28 protein-coding genes are annotated in these 24,700 nt (G+C 37.5%); 9 read left to right on the plus strand and 19 right to left on the minus strand.

Translation table 11 applies throughout. The features are described 5' to 3' along the window. Positions 1-99: 99 nt before the first annotated feature. Positions 100-276 carry a hypothetical protein gene (locus ACN0TV_RS15555; RefSeq protein WP_417364037.1) on the minus strand — a complete coding sequence of 59 codons (177 nt, stop codon included), beginning with the start codon at positions 274-276 and terminating at the stop codon, positions 100-102. On the opposite strand from ACN0TV_RS15555, the gene ACN0TV_RS15560 reads away from it, so the two are divergent. The 7 genes from ACN0TV_RS15560 (at position 269) to ACN0TV_RS15590 (ending at position 6,947) form a co-directional block, all read left to right on the plus strand. After that, complete coding sequence (locus ACN0TV_RS15560; protein ID WP_417364039.1) at positions 269-2,671, plus strand: TraG family conjugative transposon ATPase; 2,403 nt, start codon at positions 269-271, stop codon at positions 2,669-2,671. The two genes, ACN0TV_RS15555 and ACN0TV_RS15560, sit on opposite strands and share 8 nt — an antisense overlap. 106 nt (positions 2,672-2,777) lie before the next feature. Next, the gene (locus ACN0TV_RS15565) at positions 2,778-3,308 is read left to right on the plus strand and encodes a conjugal transfer protein (protein WP_417364106.1); all 531 of its coding nucleotides are present in this window, start codon (positions 2,778-2,780) and stop codon (positions 3,306-3,308) included. A gap of 2 nt (positions 3,309-3,310) precedes the next feature. Continuing rightward, complete coding sequence (locus ACN0TV_RS15570; protein ID WP_417364041.1) at positions 3,311-4,153, plus strand: hypothetical protein; 843 nt, start codon at positions 3,311-3,313, stop codon at positions 4,151-4,153. An 11-nt stretch (positions 4,154-4,164) separates the two neighbouring features. Further along, a complete protein-coding gene (locus ACN0TV_RS15575; RefSeq protein WP_417364043.1) occupies positions 4,165-4,779 on the plus strand; it encodes a conjugal transfer protein TraK in 615 nt (204 codons plus the stop codon). A gap of 32 nt (positions 4,780-4,811) precedes the next feature. Then, positions 4,812-5,741 (plus strand): conjugative transposon protein TraM, encoded by a 930-nt coding sequence (gene traM, locus ACN0TV_RS15580; protein ID WP_417364045.1) that lies wholly within the window; start codon positions 4,812-4,814, stop codon positions 5,739-5,741. Further along, positions 5,738-6,568 (plus strand): DUF4138 domain-containing protein, encoded by an 831-nt coding sequence (locus ACN0TV_RS15585; protein WP_417364047.1) that lies wholly within the window; start codon positions 5,738-5,740, stop codon positions 6,566-6,568. The genes traM and ACN0TV_RS15585 overlap by 4 nt, the downstream gene beginning before the upstream one ends. Before the next feature lie 7 nt (positions 6,569-6,575). Beyond that, complete coding sequence (locus ACN0TV_RS15590; protein WP_417364049.1) at positions 6,576-6,947, plus strand: hypothetical protein; 372 nt, start codon at positions 6,576-6,578, stop codon at positions 6,945-6,947. A gap of 6 nt (positions 6,948-6,953) precedes the next feature. On the opposite strand, the gene ACN0TV_RS15595 is transcribed toward ACN0TV_RS15590, so the two are convergent. The 5 genes from ACN0TV_RS15595 to ACN0TV_RS15615 all read right to left on the minus strand — a co-directional run bounded on the left by ACN0TV_RS15595 (position 6,954) and on the right by ACN0TV_RS15615 (position 11,520). After that, complete coding sequence (locus tag ACN0TV_RS15595; RefSeq protein WP_417364051.1) at positions 6,954-8,321, minus strand: RNA-binding domain-containing protein; 1,368 nt, start codon at positions 8,319-8,321, stop codon at positions 6,954-6,956. Between the two features lie 149 nt (positions 8,322-8,470). Beyond that, positions 8,471-10,105, minus strand: a complete 1,635-nt coding sequence (locus ACN0TV_RS15600) for a nucleotidyltransferase (protein WP_417364053.1) — start codon at positions 10,103-10,105, stop codon at positions 8,471-8,473. Next, on the minus strand, positions 10,106-10,933 hold the full coding sequence (locus ACN0TV_RS15605; protein ID WP_417364055.1) for a hypothetical protein: 828 nt from the start codon (positions 10,931-10,933) through the stop codon (positions 10,106-10,108). Continuing rightward, complete coding sequence (locus tag ACN0TV_RS15610; RefSeq protein ID WP_417364057.1) at positions 10,926-11,342, minus strand: lecithin retinol acyltransferase family protein; 417 nt, start codon at positions 11,340-11,342, stop codon at positions 10,926-10,928. Before ACN0TV_RS15610 ends, ACN0TV_RS15605 begins: the two co-directional genes overlap by 8 nt. Before the next feature lie 4 nt (positions 11,343-11,346). After that, a complete protein-coding gene (locus tag ACN0TV_RS15615; RefSeq protein WP_417364059.1) occupies positions 11,347-11,520 on the minus strand; it encodes a hypothetical protein in 174 nt (57 codons plus the stop codon). A gap of 143 nt (positions 11,521-11,663) precedes the next feature. Between ACN0TV_RS15615 and ACN0TV_RS15620 the strand changes: the two genes are divergently transcribed. Beyond that, complete coding sequence (locus tag ACN0TV_RS15620; protein ID WP_417364061.1) at positions 11,664-12,002, plus strand: helix-turn-helix domain-containing protein; 339 nt, start codon at positions 11,664-11,666, stop codon at positions 12,000-12,002. A gap of 2 nt (positions 12,003-12,004) precedes the next feature. Then, positions 12,005-12,526, plus strand: coding sequence for an ImmA/IrrE family metallo-endopeptidase (locus ACN0TV_RS15625; RefSeq protein ID WP_417364063.1), 522 nt, complete (start codon positions 12,005-12,007; stop codon positions 12,524-12,526). A gap of 27 nt (positions 12,527-12,553) precedes the next feature. Here the strand turns inward: ACN0TV_RS15625 and ACN0TV_RS15630 are convergent, their stop codons facing one another. The 13 genes from ACN0TV_RS15630 to ACN0TV_RS15690 form a co-directional block, all read right to left on the minus strand. Continuing rightward, positions 12,554-14,137: a type IV secretory system conjugative DNA transfer family protein gene (locus ACN0TV_RS15630; RefSeq protein ID WP_417364066.1), complete on the minus strand. Its 1,584-nt coding sequence runs from the start codon at positions 14,135-14,137 to the stop codon at positions 12,554-12,556. Positions 14,138-14,142: 5 nt separating this feature from the next. Further along, positions 14,143-15,174 (minus strand): MobB family relaxase, encoded by a 1,032-nt coding sequence (mobB, locus tag ACN0TV_RS15635; RefSeq protein ID WP_417364068.1) that lies wholly within the window; start codon positions 15,172-15,174, stop codon positions 14,143-14,145. An 11-nt stretch (positions 15,175-15,185) separates the two neighbouring features. Then, a complete protein-coding gene (locus ACN0TV_RS15640; RefSeq protein WP_417364070.1) occupies positions 15,186-15,566 on the minus strand; it encodes a BfmA/BtgA family mobilization protein in 381 nt (126 codons plus the stop codon). 444 nt (positions 15,567-16,010) lie between these two features. Further along, the gene (locus ACN0TV_RS15645) at positions 16,011-16,208 is read right to left on the minus strand and encodes a hypothetical protein (RefSeq protein WP_009779478.1); all 198 of its coding nucleotides are present in this window, start codon (positions 16,206-16,208) and stop codon (positions 16,011-16,013) included. A gap of 11 nt (positions 16,209-16,219) precedes the next feature. Continuing rightward, positions 16,220-16,603 carry a DUF6876 family protein gene (locus ACN0TV_RS15650; RefSeq protein WP_417364072.1) on the minus strand — a complete coding sequence of 128 codons (384 nt, stop codon included), beginning with the start codon at positions 16,601-16,603 and terminating at the stop codon, positions 16,220-16,222. A gap of 120 nt (positions 16,604-16,723) precedes the next feature. Further along, on the minus strand, positions 16,724-17,068 hold the full coding sequence (locus ACN0TV_RS15655) for a single-stranded DNA-binding protein (RefSeq protein ID WP_417364074.1): 345 nt from the start codon (positions 17,066-17,068) through the stop codon (positions 16,724-16,726). A 756-nt stretch (positions 17,069-17,824) separates the two neighbouring features. Further along, a complete protein-coding gene (locus tag ACN0TV_RS15660; RefSeq protein WP_336129393.1) occupies positions 17,825-18,661 on the minus strand; it encodes a DUF932 domain-containing protein in 837 nt (278 codons plus the stop codon). 17 nt (positions 18,662-18,678) lie between these two features. Beyond that, positions 18,679-18,840 carry a hypothetical protein gene (locus tag ACN0TV_RS15665; RefSeq protein ID WP_166966830.1) on the minus strand — a complete coding sequence of 54 codons (162 nt, stop codon included), beginning with the start codon at positions 18,838-18,840 and terminating at the stop codon, positions 18,679-18,681. Between the two features lie 261 nt (positions 18,841-19,101). Continuing rightward, positions 19,102-20,889, minus strand: a complete 1,788-nt coding sequence (locus ACN0TV_RS15670) for a ParB/RepB/Spo0J family partition protein (protein ID WP_417364077.1) — start codon at positions 20,887-20,889, stop codon at positions 19,102-19,104. 263 nt (positions 20,890-21,152) lie between these two features. Then, positions 21,153-22,895, minus strand: a complete 1,743-nt coding sequence (locus tag ACN0TV_RS15675) for an efflux RND transporter periplasmic adaptor subunit (protein WP_417364079.1) — start codon at positions 22,893-22,895, stop codon at positions 21,153-21,155. A gap of 1 nt (position 22,896) precedes the next feature. After that, the gene (locus ACN0TV_RS15680) at positions 22,897-23,379 is read right to left on the minus strand and encodes a DUF305 domain-containing protein (RefSeq protein ID WP_417364081.1); all 483 of its coding nucleotides are present in this window, start codon (positions 23,377-23,379) and stop codon (positions 22,897-22,899) included. A 20-nt stretch (positions 23,380-23,399) separates the two neighbouring features. Then, complete coding sequence (locus ACN0TV_RS15685) at positions 23,400-24,110, minus strand: PepSY domain-containing protein (RefSeq protein ID WP_417364083.1); 711 nt, start codon at positions 24,108-24,110, stop codon at positions 23,400-23,402. A 1-nt stretch (position 24,111) separates the two neighbouring features. After that, on the minus strand, positions 24,112-24,699 hold the full coding sequence (locus ACN0TV_RS15690; RefSeq protein WP_417364085.1) for a DUF2911 domain-containing protein: 588 nt from the start codon (positions 24,697-24,699) through the stop codon (positions 24,112-24,114). Between the last annotated feature and the right edge of the window lies 1 nt (position 24,700).

The raw sequence follows: 24,700 nt of genomic DNA on the forward strand, positions 1-24,700 counted from the left end.
AAGAAATTCGAGGTCTATAAAAATATTAGGAAAAGGGCGGTCATTTTTGGGCTGCCTATTTCCCTATTCGCTCTAATGATGGTTTCCATTTTAGCTTCGCTACTCATTATCATCTTCTCTTTCAGCTTTGGGATAATAATTGGCATACTCGTTTTTAATGCTGCCTTGTACGTAGTCTTGACTAGAATAACGCATAACCCACAAATCTTTCAGATGGCTATAGCCTTCCCTAGAATAATAAGTAACAAAAGAAACTCGGGCTTCGATTATGAACAAGATTAATCTTTCAGCATATAACCCTATTACGGATATTCAGGACAATATCATATTTGCCAATAATGGCAATGTTGTCCTATGCTATGAAGGAACGCTACCAGAAATTTATTCCCTATCAGAAAAAGACTTTGAAGATATACACGGTGCTTGGTTTCAGGCTTTAAAATCATTGCCCATTGGTACGGTAGTGCAAAAGCAGGATATCTACCTTAAAAAGTTATATACTTCAGAAGCACTTCCGAATACAACTTTTTTAGAAAAAGCAACCCACGACCACTTCAAAGGGCGCAACTATATGGAACATCGTTGCTTTTTATTCTTTACGCTCACAAAGAACAAAGCGCTGAACAATTCAAAATATGTCAATCCTTTCCGTAAAGTTTCCAAAGGAATTGTTCAACAGCTAGATGATAACGTCCAGCACCTCATCGGCTCTGTTAGTGATTCTATTTCCTTTATAAACAATAGCCGAAAAATGACCTTTGTTCCGCTTAAAGCGAAAGACATTCTACAACTCACAAATGGCTATTTCAATGGCTTCAATGATGGGTTTGATACTGATATCATATTAGATAAAAAAAGTATCAATATTGGCGAAAATTATTTTGATGCCCTGGCTATCAATAGCGAACTGTGCTTTGGCGAAAGTGTACAGAGTAGCAAGACCAATGAGAAATTCACTTCTGACGATTTTGTATTTCATCAAGGGTTTATTGATGGCTTAGGGCTTACGCTTAATGAAAACCACATTGTCAATCAAATCCTGTATTTGGATGACAAACAGAAGTGGCGCAAGCTACTGGATAAGAAAGTCGAGGAACTCAACAAAAGTTCCAACTTCGGTTCACAGAACAAAGTGGTACTTGGCAAAATTCAGCACATACTGGACCAAATTAATGCTGATGATAATGCTCGCATAATTCGAGGTCATTTAAATATAGTCTATTGGGACAAAAACCCTGAAAATTTAAGCCGAATCGGTTCTAAAATCAAAACTGAATTTAAGGAACTGGATATTATCCCATATTATCCAAGAGGTGAGGAACGGAAGAACTATATCCTAAATAGTTACTGCTGTTTTTCTTCCAACTTTTCAAATAACGATTTATATGTAACGGATTTAAAACACGCACTATGCTTGTTTATCAATAATACAAACTACAACTCAGATGCTACTGGAATTATCTTTAATGACAGAGAACATAACGTTCCAGTTCTAAAGGATGTTTGGGACGAACGCAAGAAGCGCATCAAGGCACGCAATTTTGCCATTTTTGCGCCAACGGGTGAGGGTAAATCGTTCTTGGCAAACAATATACTGAGGCAATATTTTGAGAGTGGTGTCCGTCTGGTCATAATTGACCTTGGCGGATCCTACACAAAATTTGCCAAACTCTATCCAGAAAAATATACCGTGCTTCGTTATGAAAGTGGGAAAAATCTGGGCATCAATCCTTTTTATATAAGCGATGTGAATGACCTGACACCCGAACGCTTGGAAGATTTATCAGTCTTTCTGTTTGAGCTTTTTGCTTCAGATTTAAAGGTTACCAAAGCACAATCGGTTTCGGTTAAAAAGATACTACGTCACTATTACAACAACACTTCAGAAAATCATTCGCTGGATGGTTTTTACAACTTTATAGAACGGAATCAGAAAGACCTTCTGAACACTTTGAAAATCCATCCCGACTACTTCAATATTACAAGCTTCTTGCACGTAATGTCCGAATATGTCGGCGATGGTCTATATAGCTTCCTCTTTGAAGTTAGCGAAGACCAGACCTATAAAATTGAGGACAAACGCCTAATTGTTTTTGAACTGGATGAAGTAAAGGATAACAAGGAAATCCTGTCCGTTATGTTGAAGCTAATAAAGTCAGCCATCCAAAGAACCATTTGGAAAAACAGGGCAGAAAAAGGCATTATTCTTTTTGATGAGTTTGCCAAACAACTGAAGTTTGACAACGTACTAGAAAGTGTCGAATTCTATTATCAAGCCATCCGTAAACAAAATGGCGCAATCGGAATAATTCTTCAGTCTATAAATCAGCTTCCGAATAATTCTACTTCTGCGAGCATACTTGAAAACACACAAGTCATTTACAGCTTAAATAATGAAAAAGGCTATGACGAATTGGTCAAACGTCTCAATCTATCTAGCCACGATTTAAACCAACTAAAGTCCATCAAAAACAATCTTTCTGGACCACGGAAGTATACCGAAATGTTCATCAAGATTGGGAAGGAAAGCAACATCTTTCGGCTTGAAGTTCCTAAAGAAGTCTATGCGGCATACTTGACCGATGGACAGGAAAATGAGGAAATAATGAAGCTCTACAACGAGCATCAGGATATGGAAAAAGCAATCATTCAATTCACATCTAAAACATAATATTATGAAATCGAAGATTCACGAATACCAAAACAAATTTTTACTAATGAGTAAAACAAAAATTAAAACAATGTTATTCGGGCTAATCTTAGCAGTTGCCCTTTTAATGCCGAAAGATGCTTCCGCTCAAGGAATGCCAGTTTATGACAATACCAACTTTATCAGTTTGGTAAAACAACTTTTGGAATCCGGTAAACAGACGGCAGAAATGATAAAATCCGTAAAGTTCTTGAAGGATGCCAAAGAAGCTATTGAGAAAGTATCGAGCGTTGTCCAACAACTTAGAGCGGTTGAGGAAATCGCACAAAACAATCAACGCCTTATCAATGTAATGCAAAATGACCTTCAGGATATTCTGAATTCGCCCTACATCAAACCCGAGGAAATTGACAGGGTGGTGGCCTCGTTCGAAAACATTGTCCAAAATTCATTGGACACGGTGGATTTTATAGACGAAGTCCTCTCAAGCGATTACCTAAAAATGAGCGATGCCGAACGTGCCGAAATCCTAAAAGCAAAGGAACTGGAATCCAAACAAATGGTGTCCAACATCACTACGAAAACGAAACGCTATCGTGATATTATTTCCTTTAGAAAAATGCAGGATAAAGTCAATAACCGAGAAACAGAATATTAAAAATGACTGCGACCATCATTTTAGGGATTGGATTGGAATACATTGATACGGTGTTCCAGACCATACAGGCCAGCGACTTTTCGCAATATACTATTGCCGGAATGAAAACGCTTGCTGTCCTATTCTTTTTGGTCAACATCCTTAAAAAATACAACGAAGGAATTGTAGACAAGGACGGTTACACTTGGGGATTGAGTCCGGGCGAACTGGCCAAGAATTTTGCCATTGTCCTACTGGTCATATTTTCAACGCAGGTGTTAGGATTCTTTGATGGGATATTGGTAGCCATCGAAGGACAATATAGGGGCACGGCACCTGCGTTACTTCCATTACAAATGCAGGATATTCCATTAGAGGAAGATGTAAGCCTATTTGATGCCGCAAGTTCGGCAATGACACTTTTATACGAGGCATTGGTAACGCCATTATACGGATTTAAAATATTGGGCTTTATCCTCAGTACCATCCTCTGGATATTGGATTTGTTCATCTATCCGCTATTCTTGGCAGAACGTTTTTTCCTTTTGGGAATAATGCAAGCATTCTTCCCGTTGGTCATTAGCCTTGCGGTATTTGAAAAATTCCGTTCGCTTGCCTATACATTTTTCAAATTATATGCTGCGGTCTATATGCTCGTACCCGCCTTCTTTCTGGTCAATGTATTTATCAATGCCATTTATACGGAAATCAATACCAACTTCTGGGTCAATCTCTTTGGAACGGATACAGGTCAAGGCTTTTTTGCACCTGTGGTTCAATTGGGCTCTGTTGGCTTTATCGTCTTCCTGAAATTCAAATTGTACAGACGTGCCACATCCTTTACGCTCAGATTGTTTACCAATTAATTCAATTCAAAATGAAAACACCTTACAAAAATATCTACAACGTCTTAAAATTAAATCGGTTTATCGTTTTGGCAGTCGTTGTCTGTGCGTTACTGTCCAGCACCTTTTCAGTTTGGATGGTGTTCAACACCAATCAAAAAGCGCTCAATAGTGCATTTGCCATCAATACTGATGGTAGTATTATTCCGCTGAAGCTCGTTACACAAAAAGAGAATTTCAGGGTGGAAGCTTTGGCGCATCTGGAATTGTTTCACAACTACTTCTACAACATCGATGCGAGCAATTATGAACGTATCTTGGAAAAGGCGCTGTGGTTGGGCAATAGTTCTGTCGATAACTTATATCGCCAGAAAAAAGCGGATGGTGTCTATAATCGGTTACTACAATATTCGCTCGTTCAAAAAGTATTGAGTATTGATTCTCAAATCGAGGAACAAAACGGAACCTATGTATTTAAAACCGTTACGGTATTTGAAATCAATAGAGGCTCAATCATCGATACCTACGAACTGGTTTCCACCGGAAACCTGATTATGGTGGACCGAAACTTTCCCAACAATCCGCACGGACTTTTGATTACAAATTACTTTGAGAACACCCTTAAAAAATTAAACGATGAAAGTTGAGCCGATAATCGGCATATAAAACACTCACTCTTATGAAAGTAGAAAAGAATAAAATAGTATTTGCAGCGGTATTGGCCGTGATTTTCATATTCCTCATTTCCTATTCCGTAATGGTAATGGGTGATGATGACAGCGAGAAGGAAAGCCTACAGCAGACCTTGGTTCCTGATTTGGAAGAAAACCAAAAGGAATACGAGTCCAAGCTGGATGCGATTAACGACCTCAAGGAAGTGCGTGAAACCAACGCGCCCAGCATCTATGATGAAAAGCTGATTGATTCCCTGGGGTTTTACGACCCAGATTTACCGGAACGTGAAAAAGAACGCATTGTTGACAGTATCTATGATGCTGGCAAGATTAAGTATTCCGAAAAACGGTATCAAAATATTGGGCAAAAGCGAGTAGTCCAAAAAACTACCCCTAAAGTCGATTCTGCTGAAGTTAAAAGAGCTCAAAAAATCGAAGCTAAGGAACTGGGCTTGGAACATCAACTGTTCTTCGCTGCTTCGCCAAAACCCAATGAAATTTTAATTTTCGGCAATACAGACGAAACGATTTATGTAGTCGTGGATGGCGACCAAATTGTTCAGGCAAATACCCGATTACGGATGCGCCTTACCAAAGCTGCTACAATAAATGGCAAACTGATGCCAAAGAACACACCGATTTTTGGGTTTATCAGCTTTCAGCCCAATCGTGCATTGATTGAGATTGAAAACATAAAGCACCATCCCACCAAACTCAAAGCCTTCGATTTGCAGGACGGTAGCGAGGGCATCTATGTTGAGAACAATTTTAGGGAAGAAGCTACGAGAGAGGTGCTCGATGATGTTATTGGTGATATCAATATTCCCAGCGTCCCACAAGTTGGCGGACTTACACAAGTTTTCAGGCGTTCTAACCGTAGGGTAAAGGTGACGGTACTGAACAATTACAGATTAATTCTAAAACCTAAATTATGAGAGCAACAATTTTAATATTTGCGATACTGATTTCCACTTTCGCGAAAGCTCAAACATCTACAGTCCTCGATACCATATATGCCAACGACACCAAAAACGTTGCGCTTTTCTTTCCAGAACCTATTCGGCAAGGTATAACCGGTTCAGATAATTTTGTTTTTACCTACAACCGTGAAAAAGAACAGTATTTTGGCTTGCTACAAGCTAAGCCAGGGAAGGAAAGTAATTTGCTGGTAGTCAACCGAAATGGCTCAATTTTTTCGTATATTGTAAGATATAAAAAACAGCTTTCTAAGCTAAATTATTTCATTCCGGCATCCAAAAGTATCGGGAATGAAAAACCGATTGTAACCGATTCAATTCTTGCTGAATCCTCTGAAGAGCGTATAGATAACAGAACCTTTTATTACCAAAAATTCTGCTCGTATCTTCTCAATAGAAAACAGCGTACAGGTCGAATCAAAAAGCGAAATGAAGGCATTGTTTTGAGTGTTGAGAATATCGTTTTTGATAAAGAAGAACTGTACTTCGTTATCCAGATTGTGAACCATTCCACCTTGGATTACGATTTGAATTTCTTGAACCTTTCAATTGAAACACAACAGAAAGGAAAAAGAAAATCGTTACAACGCCTGTATCAAGAGCCGATATACAAATATAATCTACCTTCAAAAATTGTAGAAGGTCAAACCGTACGGTTCGTTTATGTGTTGCACAAATTTTCATTATCCAATGACCGTAGGGCAATTTTAGAACTGAATGAAAAGGATGGTGAACGAAATATTGAAATGAAACTATCGCACAGATATATTAATAACCCAAATTAATACTGTTATGAAAAATATTGTTGTTTTCTTGCTCGTAGTGCTTTTTCTTTCTTGTGGTGATTCCACAACTAAAGTTTCAGGACCAAGTGCTACAGCCCAAGTTGTTATCGAAAGCTTTTACGAAAAGGATGAAGAAACCTTAAAAGCCAACTCGACACCACAGGCATATTCCAACTATATGAATACCATAAATATGTTTAATGCTACGGTAAAAGATGATTCAAACTTTACGGTTTTGCAAGACACCATTATGGGCGACGTGGCTTGGGTGAAATATACTACAGCTTATGACAAAACGCCTGGTGTTTTTAAACTGGTTAAACAGGATGGAAAGTGGCTGGCAGATGCCAGAGGCCTAAAGGATAAAGCGCCATTTTGATATTTTTTAGGTTTTCGGTAGCTTAATTTCCCAATAACCTTGTGTGCCACCTTGACGAATTAGAACACCTTTGTTTTTTATGGCTGTAATATGTTTTCCAACGGCAGATTCATTGATACTTAAAACATCTGCTATTTCATTGTAGGTTATAGATGGATTTGCAGCAATAAGTTTAACAACTTCTTTTTGTCTTTTAGTAAGTGTATCTATAGCATCTATTGCACCACCTGTTACACCACCTGTTACACCACCTGTTGCACCACCTTTTTGACCACCTACTTGACCACTTTCTTCAATAGTAGTTTCTTTAGCCATAAATGTCATTCTGAGAAAGTTATCTGAAAAACTAAAGCTATCTTTGCCATAGTGTTCCAAAATACGAGGGATGCCAGAACCTAATTGTTCCACCAGTTCCAAATCCTTAAAAATCCGCATCAGTTCTTTGTTCCGAGGGACTGAAAAGCCTTCGAAAAATTCCTGCTTGCTCAAACCTTCAGGCAGACCACCAGCCGACGTGATTTCGATTCTATCCGTAAAGATTTCAAACTTTGGGGTAATCTCATTGGTGTAGTCATTATGTACAAAGGCATTAATGATTGCTTCTCGCAAAGCGATGGGATGCCATAGGTTGGCTTGGTGTCGCTCTTTGGCTGTGATTTTTGTGGTTGTTCTGTTCTCGACCGTAATTTTATCTATTACTTGTTTAGTCGCCTTGACTAAACATTCGTGGCCATATTCGTTGCTTTCTATTAGGTCTGTTCGGGTCTTTCCTGAATATTTGGCAACTTTTATAGAGGTATTGTTCTTGTCGGCCAACAAATATCCGGCATAATTGAATGCACCATCCTCGGTAAGTAGTTCTAAGTTCTTTGCAAAAGCGTTGCCAAGGCTGTAGCCAGCTTCGTCATAGTAGATTTTCAACTGGCTAAAGCTTAAATCTTGTCGCCCTGCTTTAATCTTACTAATGGAATTTCGAGTACGCTTGGCAAACAGCTCGTCGATCATCTTTTGTGGCATCGGTTCAGCTGATGAGCCCAAGCGAATAAAACAGCCCTTTTCGCTCATCCCATACTTTTTGAGGTGATAAGGTTTTTCAGGTCCGCTGGCTACAATAATTTTTAGGATAGCATTGCCATCTCTTTCTTCGCTCACGATATCAAATAAACCCAATGCAGAAGGACGGATATTGTTCTTTAGCCTATCCTTTATCTTCAACTGGTCGCCATCTGCGTCTGCCAAACCGTAGGTATTTCCGTCTTTATCGATACCGATGTATAAAATACCACCTTCACGGTAGTTGAGAAATGCAATGACCTCTTTTTCAAGTCCATCGGACAGTTCTCTTTTATATTCTATGCGGTTTGTTTCGGTCATTTATTTAATTAAAACAGGCTATAAATATAATGATATTAATTTGTGAAAATTGATTTCGATGGTTGCGATAAGACTCCAAGGAATCTTAGAATTGGAAAAAATGAATGGCAATGAAAAGTTAACGAAATGACAAAGTAACTAAGGTTTTTTTAGTGCTTTACTTCATCTGCCAACCATATACCATATTTTTTCCAAAGCTCATACATTACTAACCATTCCGATATCCAAGGGATTACATCTACAAAGTTCAAATCCATATCTCGTGGTAGATCTTTCGGATAGTATAAGCATAGACTATTACCAGGATATAAATGTGGGGTTTTTCCAAATTGGATTTGGCTGTCATTAAGTATAAAAATCCTTTCCTTTCTATAAATATCATTAATATTATACCCAATAAGAATCTCATATTCTTTTTTGCATCCCTTTGGTTTAATTTTACCCTTACCCAATAGTTTACCATCTTTAACAATAGTTTGCAACCAAGGAAAATTTTTATCAACTAATTCCTTTTGGATATAGGCAGCTATGTAATTTTTTGAAGTCAAATTGTTGGGTTTTTTCTTATGATTTAATTCAATACCGCCATAGTTCCGATGTGGCTTACTTTCATATCCATTATTTTTTGTAATATTCCCCATTTGGTCTACGTGATTTTTTCCAGACATAATTGTAAGACCAGCTTTTTCGAGAGTATCTAATTTACCCTTAGATAAATTTTCTAACTGGGCTTTTAAAATAGTTTTAGTTCTTGTACTGCCAAAGAGCTCTTCAGCTACTCCAAAATTTCCTTTTTTAAGTCGCTCCCATTTTTCTTTATAGCTTTTGACAAAAGCGATAAACTGATTATAAAACTCCTTATCCTTATCCCACTTATCTGTAAAATCTTCTTCGGGATTTACAGGATTTAGAACTTTTATTCTTTTGTATATTCCGCGATTTTCAAAAAGTTTTTGATAGTCTGAGTAATTATTTATAATACGATTTAGAACATTATCTATAGTTTCATATATTGATGACTCTCCTTGATAAAACTGCGCAAAAATTGTAGTTAAAACAATACTTGAAGTCCTATGTTTTGGATTGTTGTCAAAAAATATGTCTCTATAACGCTTTGTTAACTGAACGGCTCTTTTCAACGGTTCTTTTGAATAAAAATCTTCCTTTGGCAAATCTTCCTGTTCAGCTTTTGCCTCTGCTAAAGTGACAAAACTTTCATACGCTTTTCTCAGTAAAATGGGTTGGCGAACATCTTTAGATATATCTAGGAACCAACTTATATAACCTTTTGGAAATGTAGATGTCCAAGATGCCAATTCACGGTCCGGAACCATCAATTTATCCTCGTTCTCAATAACAATACATCCTGGAAGAATATCCAAATGAAAATCACCAGAATAATTGATTCTGGCACATCGATTTTTCGGTATTAATTTAGGGCGATAAACATCATTGCCTCTAAAAACTCGGATTAAATGATTGTAGATCTCTGACGAAGTATAGCTATAGTACAAATCCCTGATATGAACAACAATGTCCAAATCAAATTCATCTTTACCATAAGGTTTCGTTGTGGTGCCTATTGCCTTTGAACCTTGTGGATATAGCACAAAATCCACCTTTGAGAAAAATACTGGGTCTGCTTTTAAAACATCGTAAATGGCATTGTAGGCAGATTCCATCCTATTGGATCGAGAATCATCCAACTCAAGTGACTCGGCCATTCTTGCGAGTAGGTCTTCTCTTTGGAAACCTTGATTGTATAAGTATTCTTGAAAGTTCATTTATATTGTAAATTTGGTGTGTTGTCCTATTTTTAATTTATGGTTGTCAAAACATTCCTTTTCGATTTCATCTCTAGTGACAAATGCATACTGAGTTGTGAAAGTATCTTTTGCCATGAGTTCTTTTAACTCTTGAAATTGATTTGGACTGAGTTCTATTTGAAAAATGTCGTAAATTAGAGTATGGTACTGTTCATTTTTGAACCTATTTTGTTTGCTGAGAATATTCTCGTGCGAGCATAAAAATTCCGCACGTATCGTTTTGAAATTTTTTCGGCTTACGATTTTAGTTTCCAGAAGTTCTTCGTAAAACTCCCGCCAGACACCAGTCTCCCTATTTTTATTGGAATTGAACCAACGGATTATTTCTGGAATGTATCTTGCCTTTACGAAAAAACGTAAATCATCAGGGTTTTTATCGTCTGATTTAGGGTGTGCTTCCCACTCCTTATAAATATCTTTATTTCCGATAATTTTATAAACTCCACCAACAGGTTGGTATTGGTCGACCTTCGAACCTTTAACGAGAAAATAGCGTTCAGAACCCGAAAGCTTAATTCTCATCAAATAGCTTAGGGATACATAAGTTTCTTTATTGGGAATAAATAATGAGCACCGTAAGGAAGTCCAGAAGTATTTACCTTGACATTTGATGGTTTCGTATATGCCCATCGCGCAGGTTGACAATACTGCGAATGCAAGAGCAACCAGAATTTCTTTATGAAAATCTGTTACTGGGCTTAAATAAAAATATCGGTAAATCAAGTAACCTACAGCAAAGAAGAAGACTATTAAATATCCAAAAAACCGTTTCAACTCCTTACTCATCTGAGGAAATCAACTTTAAGAAAACGACACTCGCCAAAATAACGAATCCAGTAGTTACTTGACCGCTTTCGATTTTTCCAAACTGAACCCAATTTGCAAAATGTTCACAGTTAAAATTTATTAGGCTATATCGGTGTCCAAGCTTTGAGTAAGCTCGATTGACAGCTTGACTACGTTGAAAATATGAGCCACTAAATCTTCTAACTCCAGTAGGCTCGTAATCCTGCAATAACCTAATTAATTCGTAATACTGTAATTCTTTAACTCCATCAGAGAGGTTGCCCACAAAAGTGTTATTCCCCGCATATACGATGTAGTGGTTTAGAATTCGCCCTAAACCTTTGCGTTTTTTTGCAACAATTACATCGCCAGCAAAGAGTGTGGGTAGATTGGGTATTATGTTAATCATATTTCTATTTTTCTTTTCTGACTCCTTTAAATTTACCACCAGTTGTTTTCACGTCCATAAATTGACCATTACCTGCATTTCTTTTTACATACAAGTTTGTCTTTGGATTAAGAACTTGTGACCTTTGTTTTACAGCTCCTTTTCGGGCATTATCCCCTATTGGTTTATTTTTTGCCATTTTGATATGTTTATATTACTATCACTATTTAGATACAAATATAAACATTTTTTATTTACATCCAATTTTTATTGTTTAAATTAGACTTGTTTTGTTGATAGTCTCGTAAACATTTTGTATCTTTACACAATATTCCAACTGATTTGGCAGATTATAAAGAAGCATTATATAAGATAATTGGGGATAGAATTAAATCCCATAGAGAATCGTTGAATATTAGTCAACTTCAATTATCAAAAAACTTAGATATTAGTCGTTCTTCAATATCGAACATCGAAGTTGGTCGCCACCAAGTCCCACTATACACCCTTTACGATATCGCTAAAGATTTAAAAATTGATGTGAATGAATTACTTCCTTCTTATGACGAAGTAGTAAATTTTGCTACATCGAATGTAACAGACTACTCAAGATTCTTAAACTCTTCAACTTTAAAGAAAGAGCAAAAAGAAAAATTAAATGTGGTTCTTAAAAAACTTTAATTATGATTAACAATAGTATTGAAAATATTACTAGTAAAATTATCAATGATTTAGGTATATCAACTCCACGAGGCATTAATATTGAAAAAATTGCTAAACATCTTAACGTTGACGTTAAAGCAGAGGATTTAGATTCTGATATTTCAGGCTTATTTGTAATTAAAAATAATAAGCCATACATCAGATATAACAAATCTGAATCAAATAACCGAAAACGATTTACGATTGCCCACGAGTTAGGACATTATGTTCTTCATCGTGATAGCAAACCTCTTTTTGTAGATAAAAATGAAAAAATTATGTACAGAAATTTAGATTCGTCTACTGGTGAAATCAGAAAGGAACGTGAAGCAAATGCATTTGCAGCTTCACTTCTTATGCCAAAAGTCTTTATCCAAACTGCAATTAATTCTGCACCTAAAAATACAAATGACATAGTAAGTTATTTAGCAGATAAATTTAAGGTTAGTGAACAAGCTATGAATTTCAGGTTAGCGAATTTAGGTTACGTTGGATTATATTGAAGATTCTGTAAAAACTGATTTTAAATCTCAATTACTAAATAAAGACCGCACCTCATCATAAACCTGCTCAAAATTAGCTTCCAAATCAGCCTGAGAAAATTGCTTCGATTCCTGTGGAAGTTGTCTTTCAATCTTAGACAACTTAAACTGCACTTTTTTATCCTTCCCATCCGCATAGGTTATAAATTCGCCCTGCTTCAATCTAAAAAACACATCCGCTCGAATCTTCGGGATTTCCTTTTCGCCTGTAGTAATTCGGGTGTCAAAATCGAGATTATGTCCTCTACTTATACTTTTTGTAGGATCCTTGATAATCTCAAAAAAGCGCTCATAATATTTGGCGGTGTCCGGATCGTTGACTTTTCCGAAAAACTGATAGGACAGATTGCTCAATATGGCCTTGCTTGCCTTATCGCCATACATCATATCATTCTGGATTTTGTCCTGCATTACGTAGATTGTCGCAATGTCATAACTTCTAAGTGTCGCCGGAATGCGGTGCATATTCAACAATCTGATGGTTGGTGCTTCTTCCATTAACAGAAATGAAGGTTTGGAACTTCGCACGCTCATTTGTTTGGTTATGGTGTGAATAATGGTGGCAATAACTGGTGAATAAGAGGTTTCAAATTTCGGATTGTTGACGATTGAAATGACCGCGGGATTTTCCTCATTGTTTATGTTGAGTGGTACTTCATCTGCGGACAACGCCATAAAAATACGTTGTGTACTAATCCGTTTTAGCGCATTGGCCAAGGTGCTTTTTACGCCTGCGGTCTGCCTATCAGAGTCCTTTCCACTAATAAAAGCATCTGCCATTGCTCTTGATGTAGTGTTGGTTTCCAAAAACTGGATTAGGCTGTCCGTATCGAGAATTTGGTAAATGGCAATTAGGTGAGGTAGCGTACAGTATTTAGGATAGTCCGTTTTCAATTTCCAAATCAAACCACCTATCAATCCTTCAGCTGCATCGTTAAAAAATTTGGTTGTTCCAGTCGTTCCTGATTCTCTTTGCTCTAAAAGATTTTCAATCAATACCCGTGATACTTCATTGACGCTTTCCTCGTTCTCTAAATAGCGTGGTGCGATAGGATTTACCCTGTGGATGATTTTATCGAAGGAAATGACCTTAAATGGGATATCACTATCCTTAAAAAGCGGGTACGCCATTTCGGTCAGCTCAAAATCCTTGTAGTCGTGGATAATTCCACAAAACCCTTCTTTCTGGAAATGTTTCAAAAACCCATACACAACGCTTTCGGTCTTTCCGCTTCCGGCAGAACCAATGATGGATGCACCTCGTTTGATGTTATCCAATTTGAAATTTCCCTTAGTGGTGTCGAAGCTAACTTGATATTTGCTATCGCCATTTAACGGCTTGTCCGTTTTATGAAGGAATACGTACATTCCTATGTTAATTAATATGAGCGGGCAACCCAGATAGAGAGAAATTAGAATCAGTCGGTTTTCCTCGTTCAAATAGAACACCATCGCACTAAGCACAAGAAAATTGATGATGAATGCATATCTACTTACCCGAAACATCGCATAGAAAACAATACTGGCCAGACCAATAATTGAAAATGTTGTTATGAGGTTATCTATCTGCATAATTTTTAGATTCCAATGGAACTTGATTTAATCGCTATTTCAGCACCACGTCGTAACCGTTTAAGAATCCGAAGTGCAATCTGTGTTTGACTAACTGGAATATTTGGCACTATCGGCAGTCCTGTTTTTGCTATCATTTTGAAAGCCAATGCTTTTTCATTAGCTGGTAATTTCATCAAAGCAGCGAAATAGAGATTGGGATTCTTTACAAAATCCTTTCGGGATTTATAGGTCTCGGCAAAGTTTCGTTTATAGCCAAAAGTCTTATCAAAAATTTTTTCTGCATTCTTAAAGTATTCATCTCGGTCAAATCCCCGTTTTACGGTTTGCCCATTCAACTTCACGTCGGATGCTTTGTATTTGCTTCCTGGCGACAAGCTAAATCTGTTGGACGCATCCTTTCGGCTCACAATGATATGGATGTGGCTCTGATTTCCATCTTTTAGCATTCCCTGGACTATCCGCTTTCCATTTTGTTGGTGTGGTGCTTGGCGTTCCAGTTTGGCAATTTCTTTTCCCATTTTTTTGATGTTCCCCTCAGCTCGTCCATCTTGGATATTTCTAATTTCCGTTTTGAGCTGAAGAATTTTGGTGGCATAAGGTTGATTTTCCTTTACCTGAAAATCTGTTCCCTTGAAGGTGCGTTGATGCTCTATTTTTGCATAGTACTTTATATCATTGATGTTGACCGATCGCCCTTTGATTTCCCGATTGAAGGATGCCACATAATCCTTCATCAGCTCTCTGGTGTATCGTTTCAAATCTTCGCTACTGTTCTGAAGCTTTTGCAATTCATATTTTGAAGGATTAACGGTAATTGAATAGAATCTTGGTTCGTGTTTTTCCAATTTTGCGGTATTCCCATCGATTTCCTTAATGACTTCCTCAGCAGAAATCTCATCGCCGTATTGATTGAAAAAATGTTCCATTTCTCGCTGTTCCAAACCTTGATTTTCTTTCTCTAAATATCCAACAAAATCTGCCGAACTCTTGGAAAAATTACCGCCCATTTTTTGAGGTGTTATTGTGATATACATAGCTGAAAAAATTATAGTTCGTTCTTAATATTTAGCCTTTCGCGAAAGCGTACTTCTTTCTTTTCTTCGGCATATTTCTTTTCAACTATCAATGGTTTTTTGTTGGGTTCTTCCATCACAAAAAGGGATTGCAACATTGCGACCGTAGGCTTGGTTTGGGTCTTTTCTACATCACGCATTATGGCGATGACCGCATTGATTCTTTTTAAGAGCTTGGCTTCAATGGTTCTACCTGTAGGACCTAATTTTTCTCGTGGGGAAATCTCGTTATAGAGAAAAAAATCAAGGATGTTTTCCATTGCTTCGGTGTGCGTTTTAAAGTGCATTTTGGAAAATTCCTGAAACCGCTTGGCCGTTTTTCGTTTGAACCTGATAGTGATAAATGAATCCATTTCCTTTCGCTTTTTTAAAGATTTGACGTAAATCCATCCCTGTTTACTGGTGTTCCAAGACCATTTGACGCAAATTGTTGGAAATTTTAAATCCTGTTTGATTTTAACTAATTAAAAATCAATGAATTAAAACGAAAATGGAATATGTAACGCGGCGTAGCCCGTTACCCTCTTGCTATTCCTTTTCGTCACGCGCAGGCGTGACAAAAATCCATACAATCCGGCTAAAAAGCCGATTGCCATTTTCAGGGAAAATGATTTTCCGATATGTTATTTTTCGATGTGTAAGGGTATCGGCGAAAGTCGAAAAGTGGATACCCTTACTTTAATTTGAATGCTGAATTTCAGCGAAATAAAGATAGTGATTTTTTCTTGATGTAGGTTTAATTACACACAAAAACACCTCTGAAATTTTAGAGGTGTTTACTTCATTTTTGCCGAAAACTATATATTGAAAACGTAGGTGTAGGAATATAAATTTCTAAGTGCTTCTTCCTCTATCAATGTTTCAAAACAGCCATAATTTTCTTTTACGTATTTGCGGATGCTATCCCCAAATTTTCGTTTCACATCTTCTTTGGACGTTTCCAAAAGTCGGTTTTGAGCCTCTTCGCTCAAGTCTGTAAAATTGAGATATACCATAGCTGAAGATTTTAATATTCACTTGGTAACATCAGCGTATCATTTACAAAAAATAACCGCAGTTCATCGAGTGGAAAATCGGTGGCACGATAGCCATGTTTTTCTAAAATAGTATCGTTGCCATCGCTGTAAATTATTTCGGCTTCGTAACCCGAATAATCCTGTTTTTCTTCGGGCAACCTTTTAAAATCGATAGTGATAAATTCGCTTCGGTTCATCAGACTTTTTGCAATTACGGAAGCATCCGTTATGAGCCAAAAACATTCGGCAACTTCCGAAAGGTATTTCAACCCGTCTGTAAATCGTGTTTTCAATAGTGGGATTTGGTAGAACATTTCTGTTCCGTGAAAATGTTGTAATCCTTCTTTGATTTCATTAACTTGTGCTTTACTCATCGTTTCTATTTTTTAATGGAAATCGTAAATCTTCGATTTCATTGTTATCTTAATTTTATTAATGGATAATGAAAAAGAGGGCGCAACTTTCCAGAGGAACGCCCTCTTTAATTTTAAGTCCTACTTGTCGTTTTTACTTCCAAGTAATAGGATTTCATCGGCTACCACTTCGGTAACATAGCGTTGTTCATTATCATCAGTTGTGTAGCTTCGAGTTTTTAGTTTTCCCGATATTCCAACTTCTTTTCCTTTGGCAACATACTTTTCTACAATTTCAGCAGTTTTGCCCCAGGCTACAATTGTATGCCAATTCGTATCTGTTTGCTTTTCGCCTTTACTGTCTTTGTAATACTCGTTCGTAGCTAATGAAAAACGGGCTACTTTTTTCCCGCTTTCAAGGTTCGTAATGGTTGGCTCTTGTCCAACGTTTCCAATCAATTGCACGTGATTTTTAATCGTACTCATAACTAAAGATTTAAAGATTAGTATTTCCCTTTTCAATTCAACTGTAATTAAATTTTAAGGGGTGTTTGTTTGATTTCTTTCGTGCACCGCACAATGGATAGAGTGGGTTTTGTCAAGACTTTTAGGAAATAAATCAGGTGTGTTTGCGACGTAGTAAAATCCTTGGATTTTCAAGGAAGTAGATTCCTTATTTTTCACTAAAACTTTGTGCAGTCTTGACAAGTTCCATAAGGGCATTAGCAATTCTTTTAAATCCTGTTACGATTTGAGCGTACCGACAGTTAAGCGAAATGAGTGGCTGGATTTGAATTAGAATTGGTTATGTCGTGCCTGTTTTTCGACGACCCGAAAAACAACAAAGGCTTTATCCATTATAAACCCCTTAAAATGTGTAAGACAGCGGTTCGGTTTTTAAGGAGTTTCGAGTGAGGACTCAAGAAGACCGCGTCGAAAATCCTGTTAAGAAAACCGAAGTGGTGGCTTTCCGATGAAAGGCGGACTTAATTCACAATTTTGGCTCTGGAATGTAGTGTTCCTTCCCAGAGCAGCGGGAAGGGTTAACGGAATGGAAAGTCGAAATTGGGGATTGTGTCCAAGAGTTTTGTAGTGAAGCTCTTTTCCTGGAATGAAGTGGTTGCCCGCCTTTTTCGGCAGGCAAACGTGGAATGTAGGGGAATGTGCTGAGTGGGATTGGAAGTAAATGCTTATCATATATTTAGTCATCCAGTTTTAGGTACTGGACAAACCTTTATTTATCTATGCCATAGCATAGACTTCATCAAACAGCTTTTTATCCAACCGTTCTTGTTGGCCGAAGCTTTTCTTCAATACATTATGAAGTACAGAATTGATTGCATTGTAGCCCAGCCAAAGATTAGGCTCTTCATTGAGCAACAAAGCCTCGTAGTTCAATATCTCAATGACCTCACGAGACTTCTTTGAAGGGTCACTATTCTTATCGCTACATTCATATCTGAAGAGTTTTGTTTTATCGAGAATAGCTTTCACAAACTCTTGTGTGTCGATGATTTTAAATTCTTTCATCTTATCGAATTTCTTGGTAATGGTGTAGAATTCATTGTCCAGAAACTTATCGAAAAGATTATTTAGTCTCGGCATTATAAGATGTGTATTGTTCTTACTGTGCTTAATCGAAAACTCAATTTCTGCCTGAGAAACGTGCAAACCGTTGGAACATACTTTTCGGTAAAACCCGAAGTGACCAGAGGTCTTTTCACTACCGTCATAAGAGTTTTTAAACCGAAGCATCGGCAGTATCAAATCCTCTTTATTTTTTACAGAAAACTGACTCTTATCGTCAATAATGAAATCTGTAATGAACGACCTGTCATTTTTGTTGATGGTGCGCTTGTGGAAGTTCAGTTGTGCATCGGTCAGCATTTCTTCGGCTTTCTTGAAGAACAATTGGTTTGGAATGTGGCCATAGCTGTTCGATACCACATTGACGATTTTACCGTTTGAGATGATGGCATTTTCAAGCCCTCTTCGGGATTCCATCTGTGTCAGACTTTTTAAGGATTTCATTTCTGATGGAACAAAGATTTCATCCCGTTGCAAATTTTGTAAATACATAGCTTTTGAATTTTAGGTTAAACATTTTGTAATAGCAGAGAGTAGTACATCGGATGCTTTTCTCTATAATAAGCCAAATGGCTTTCTGCACTTTCAATGGTGTAATTTTCTTTACTTGACTGATAATGTATTTCAGCCTCTTGTGGCGAAATTTTAGGTTTTTCAGATATTCGTTTCATAATGATATATTTTGATTAAACAATATTCGAGCAGTACCCGAACGGAAGCTAAAATCTCAGCTCAAAAGGAAACGGAATAAATAAGCGTAGGGTGCATCGATGGCTTTATGCCGTAGTCTTTTGATGGGTGTATTTTACGAGTTTACCTTTGCGCTAATTATTGATTGATAACCCCTTCCTGTTAAATGCGTTTTTTTAGGAACTATCATAAAAAAGAAAAAGGGCCAGCACGAATGCCGACCCTTCTTCAAACAACAAAAGCTAATCGCTGAGTTCCTGAATTTTCTTTTCAAGAACTGTGATGCGCTCTTTCAAACGTGCCTCACGCTTGTCTCGTTTTTCAACATATTCCTTCTCAATGCTGGCAATCTTGGATTTGTAATATCCCTGCATCGCATTGTAGAATGAAATGTTCGTTAAATTATTAACGTGATTGCTTTCGCCAAAATGCACTTGCTTCGTGAGCATATAGCGTATCAGCTTGTGAAAAATTTCCTTTTTGAATTTCTTCTTAAAATTCTCGATAATTTCAACCTTAGTCATCTTGGACGTGTCGCCCAAGAACTTTGAGAAATACTTTTGTTGGCTCATATAGTCCACATTATTTTCAAAGAGCGATATCGAGAATGCCACCATTTCATCTGTTGAAAGTGTCTTCTTCATATCGATGTATTCGGTCTCACGAATCATTTGAACCACTTCTTCAAACTGTTTATTGTTCTCGATGTGCTTCTTACGGATTTCCCTTTCGTTGATTTTGATGATTTGTTCTTCAGGTGTACAATCTGCCATTTTTCTGTTGGCCAATGGTGCTGAATACTCACTCGATTTATCTTTTGATTTCTCGACTATCTTGACGAAAACTGTTTTGTGTTGATACGTGTCTGGATGAAACACGATGCCGTTTAAAAATCCATTTTCTTTGGCTGAATTATAATTTTTCAATTCATCTTCGTAATTCTGTATCGCTTCTTCCAATTCTGCCTTCAGTTCATCTTCGGAATAATCGTAATGTTGATATTCTATTTTGATGGCCTCTATTGTCGGCTTGGTAGGTTTTTCGATTATTTCTACATCATCCAGCAGATAGACCTTCAAGCCACTTTTTCCCAACTGTGAAATAATGAGCTGATTGTTTTCGTCATCTGCCCAATACTGTCGTATTTCAGGAATCAGTAGGATATTCTCTTTCTTGGATTTTTCAATCAAGTTTAAGAACGACTTGCTTTTCTTTGTCTCGAAACAAGTTGATTTTGTGCAGACCATTTTACCCTCGCCGAACAGATTACCTTGATTTGCCGCATTGAATGGACACTCTAAACAAGACCCTGCTTTCGGTACCAACTTCTTATCCTTTACATCAAAAGATGCTTTTTCCAAGTCGTAGGTCTGGTCTTTAATCATCCTGTTTATCTGATGTGTGTTAAAATCTTCGCCCATCGTTTCCAACATCATTTGTTGTTCTTCTGGTGCAAAAAGTGCGACACCAACACCTAACGAAATGGTCATTTCGCCATTGCGGACGAAGTGCTTAAAGCCATCTATTAGACCTGCTAATTTTAAACGCTGTCTTACAAAGTTGTCGGTTCTTCCTAATCGTTTCGCAATTTCTGTGGGCGTATATTTCTCGCTTAGGTAAGCAATGGCCTCAGCTTCTTCGGTAGGCTCAACATCCTGTCGTTGTAGATTTTCGATAATCTGAACTTCCAGAACATCATTGTTCTCATAAGTCCTAACGATACAGGGTATGGTCTTTTTTCCTGCCAGCTTGCTTGCACGATATCGGCGTTCGCCCATCACGATAACATATTGGCCATTTAATTGCCTTACCGTTATTGGTTGTAATACACCGTGATTTTCTATACTCTCAGAAAGTTGCTGTAATGCATCTTTGTTGAAAGTCTTTCTTGGTTGTTCTGGGTCAGGCTTAATGTTGCCCAACGGTAAGTTCTGAATTTGAAGTACGGATGATTTCTTTCCGTTTACTTCTTTCTTGGCAGTAGATTTCGTTCTACTGCGTTTCTTTGTGGTACTCGCTTTTGTTGTCATAATACTCAAATTTTTGATTAAACAATATTTGAGCAGAAACCAAACGGAAGATAAAATCTTGGCTCAAAAGGAAACGGAATAAATGAGTAGTGGAAGAAGCGTTGGCTTTATGCCGTAGTCTTTTGATGGAAGTATTTTACGAGTTTAACCTGCGGGTATATTGTATGATAATAAACCCCTCTCTATCGAAAGGGGTTATAAAAAAATTGAAAAGTATCTTAAAGGTTTTCGGTATTTAGCTTCTTAGAACGCTAAAAATGAAATTACTCTATTTCCTCAATCACACTACCACAAGTAAGCATTGCATCGCCATAATAAGGGTTGCGTATGTCCTTTTCAGCACTTAGCCAAACTGCGCCTTTGTTATTATTTGCCATTGGGCACTTCTGAACGTATAGCATCGCATCAGTTCCATTTACATTCATCGCAATGGGCACCATATTTTCATTCAATATCACGAAATGTTCACGTTGATTTTCCAGATTGTCGTTCGCTGCAATGGCATCGAGCATTTCGATACTTTTCTTGATATGTGCTTGTTCCATACTTCCGAGACTTTTCATATCTACGGATTTTAAAGATGTTGATGTCGCTTTCGCGAAAACGGAAACTTGATTTGCATCGCCCGCTACCAAAGCATCTTTCATTTGTAAATAAGGCTTGAGCGCCTTTTTAAATTGCTTTTGAAAATTCTCTGAAAATTCCATTTTCATTTCAGACATTGGCATCATAGCATCCTCTTTATTTCCCTGATTCATCATAGAGTTTTTGCCTTGTAGCTGTGCTGCTGCGTCTACTGTAAAGGTTCCGTTGGTCACAATCTCATCGCCATTTTGTAAGCCCTCTGTTACAGCATAATTTTCGCCATTACGATTTCCGATGGTTACTTCACGCATTTCAAAAACGGGTTCGTTGGGATTGGTTTTTATATATACCAATGAGCGTTCGCCCGTCCACATTACGGCACTTGCTGGAACTGAAATAACTTCGTTATTCATCTTCATTTCCCCTTTGAGTTTGCCCGTTACAAACATTCCTGGTTTAAAGAGGTCATCTGTATTTTTAAGTGTTGCTCTAACGGTAACCGTTCTTGTTGCATTGTTCAATATTGGGTCAATAAAAGAAACCGTGGCGTCAAATTCTTTATTGGCATAGGCATTGGTTACTACTTTTATTTTTTGACCTACTTTTAAATTTGAAATTTGATTTTCATAGGCATCAAATTCTGCCCAGACCGAATTCAAATTGCTTACTTTCAAAATGGGCTGACCTTGTTTTACATAGTCGCCTTCACGTGCCATCACTTCTGAAACCGTTCCTGAAACGGTAGCATAGATTGGAAAATTATCGCGCACGTTTCCAGAGGATTCTATGGCATCAATCTGGCTATCAGAAAGCTTCCAATTTTTCAATTTATTTCGCACTGCTTTATACAATGCTGGCTGTGATTCTTTTAGTGAAGCTGTTGTTAGCAATTCTTGCTGTGCAGCGATCAAATTTGGCGCATAAATAGTGGCCAGTAATTGACCTCGATTTACTTTTTGGCCTTCATAATTGACATTCAAACGCTCTATACGCCCATCAAAATAGCTCGCTTGTACGGCATTGTTTTCTTCATTGGTGGCGATTTTGCCCGAAAGAAAAATCATCCCATCGGTTTCGGACATTGTGCTATTACCCACCATAGTGGTTTGAATGTTGGCCAGTGCCATTGCATTCTCTGTCATTTTAATCTCATTCACTGCGAGACCTTCAGCACCAGATTCAGCAGGTATTAAATCCATTCCACATATAGGGCAGTCGCCTGGTTCGGGTTGCATAATTTGTGGGTGCATTGAGCAGGTCCACATTTGGTTTTCTGATTCGCCAGAATGGTCGTGGGTATCTGACATTTCAGAAACGTCCTTGTTTGCATTTGCTTCACTACCGGAATTGCCAAAAATGAGCCAGCCCGCCAATAATCCCACGATTACTGCAATTGCTATATATAAAATGTTCTTGTTCATATTATTTTTCGTTTTGTAACCTATCAATCATTTGCTTCATTTCTTCAATTTCCTTTCGTTGTGCTTTAATAATTTCTTCGGCTAATTTTTTTACTTCTGGGTCTTTAATGTCTGCACGCTCGCTTGTTAAAATTGCTATGGAATGGTGCGGTATCATTGCTTTCATCCAGAGCACATCGCCTACAGTTGATTTTTGGTCACGTACCAGTCCCAAAGCACCTACAAATAGAACGATACTTCCCAAAACAATGGCGGTATTCTTCTTTTTATTTTGATACATCCCACGCATTGCTACAAACATTATAATGGCCATTGCCGCAATCCCTAAACAGACCATATAAAAGCGGGTTAGACTGAACCATACGTGGTCCCACTCATAAGTATTCAGGTACATTGTGATATACATAGCGACGAAGGATGCTGCGAGCATTCCCACAAATTTTGTGTATTGATTTTTCTTTTTGTGTCCATTTGAATTTTCCATAATAGTTGATTTTAAAGTAGTTATTTACGTTTTGTTTTAATTATTTTTCTAATTGTAGGTGAACTTGTGTACCAAAGTAGAAATCCACTTAACACCGTTATCAAGCCTAAAAGCGAAAAAGCCCTTAGCACTATTGTATTAAAATTGTCTCGACCTTGATAGTCCATAGTGTGGGTCATCCAAAGAAAATCGAACCAACGCCAATCGCGATGACGTACGGTTTGAAAAGCTCCATTCTCAATCGCCACGTAGGCTTTTAAATTTTCATCGGTTTTATATGAAATCTCATAAGCTGGTAATGATCTTCCACGGTACTCGTGGTGGTCGCCTACAGATTCAATCCGTTGTATTTGGTCAAATTCTAAATCAGCCAACATATAGCGTTCTGCTACTTTGATTGCTTCTTCTTCTGTGAGCTCCTCTTTCTTTGTTCCTGTAAGTGCATTATAAAGCACAGTCTCATTAATCCAATAGTAGGGCGCATCCGCTATTTCAAGTAATTCTAATGACTTAATCGGTTCCTGAATATTCAGTTGAGAACTTCCCACTAAATCTGAAAATGCAGTTTGTTCAGGAATCTCTTTTTTGAAATGGTCGCCGTGTATCTCATCAATATCTGTCCAGCTGAAATACATTCCGCTAATCGTCCACATCAAGAACTGAATACCTAAAAAGATTCCCAAATAGCGATGCGCCTTTCTTATTTTAAGTGCAGTTTTTCTTTTGACCATTTTATTTTACTTTAAATGGAAATTCAACAAGAACCTTTTCCCAACTTAAGCTGATAATTCCTGAATCATTGGTGGTTTTTGTTACGTTGTATTCTAAATGTTCTTTGATTTCTTCAGAAATTTTAGGGGTGACTTTAAATCGCAACACATCATCTTTCTCGTCATATTCATCTTTGCCGTGCTGGTTCCAGTTGCTATTAAAGATAATTGTCCATTCCTCTTGATTTGGAATAACAAAGAACCCGTATTTCCCTGCCTTCAATTCTTTACCGTCAATGGTCAAGTCCTTATTGGTTTCCATCCAAGTGGCCATATGGGCTCCTGCTTGCCAAACGGTATCATAAGGCAGTAAACCACCAAAAATGATTCGTTTACGAACTCCTGGTGATGAATAATCAATATGAATATGTGCATCGCCCACCATCGCCATTGCGCTTGTATGCGGACTCAATGGTTTTTTCTTATTAGGTTCTGCACTTGTTGAATTTTGCTCTGTTTTTTCGGTAATGGACAATTCTTGTGCTTCCTTTGAAGTTTCTTTACAAGAAGCTAAAAGGATAATACATAATAGAATAATAATGTTTTTCATT

Source organism: Galbibacter sp. (genome assembly GCF_048266365.1).
Classification (GTDB): Bacteria; Bacteroidota; Bacteroidia; order Flavobacteriales; family Flavobacteriaceae; genus Galbibacter.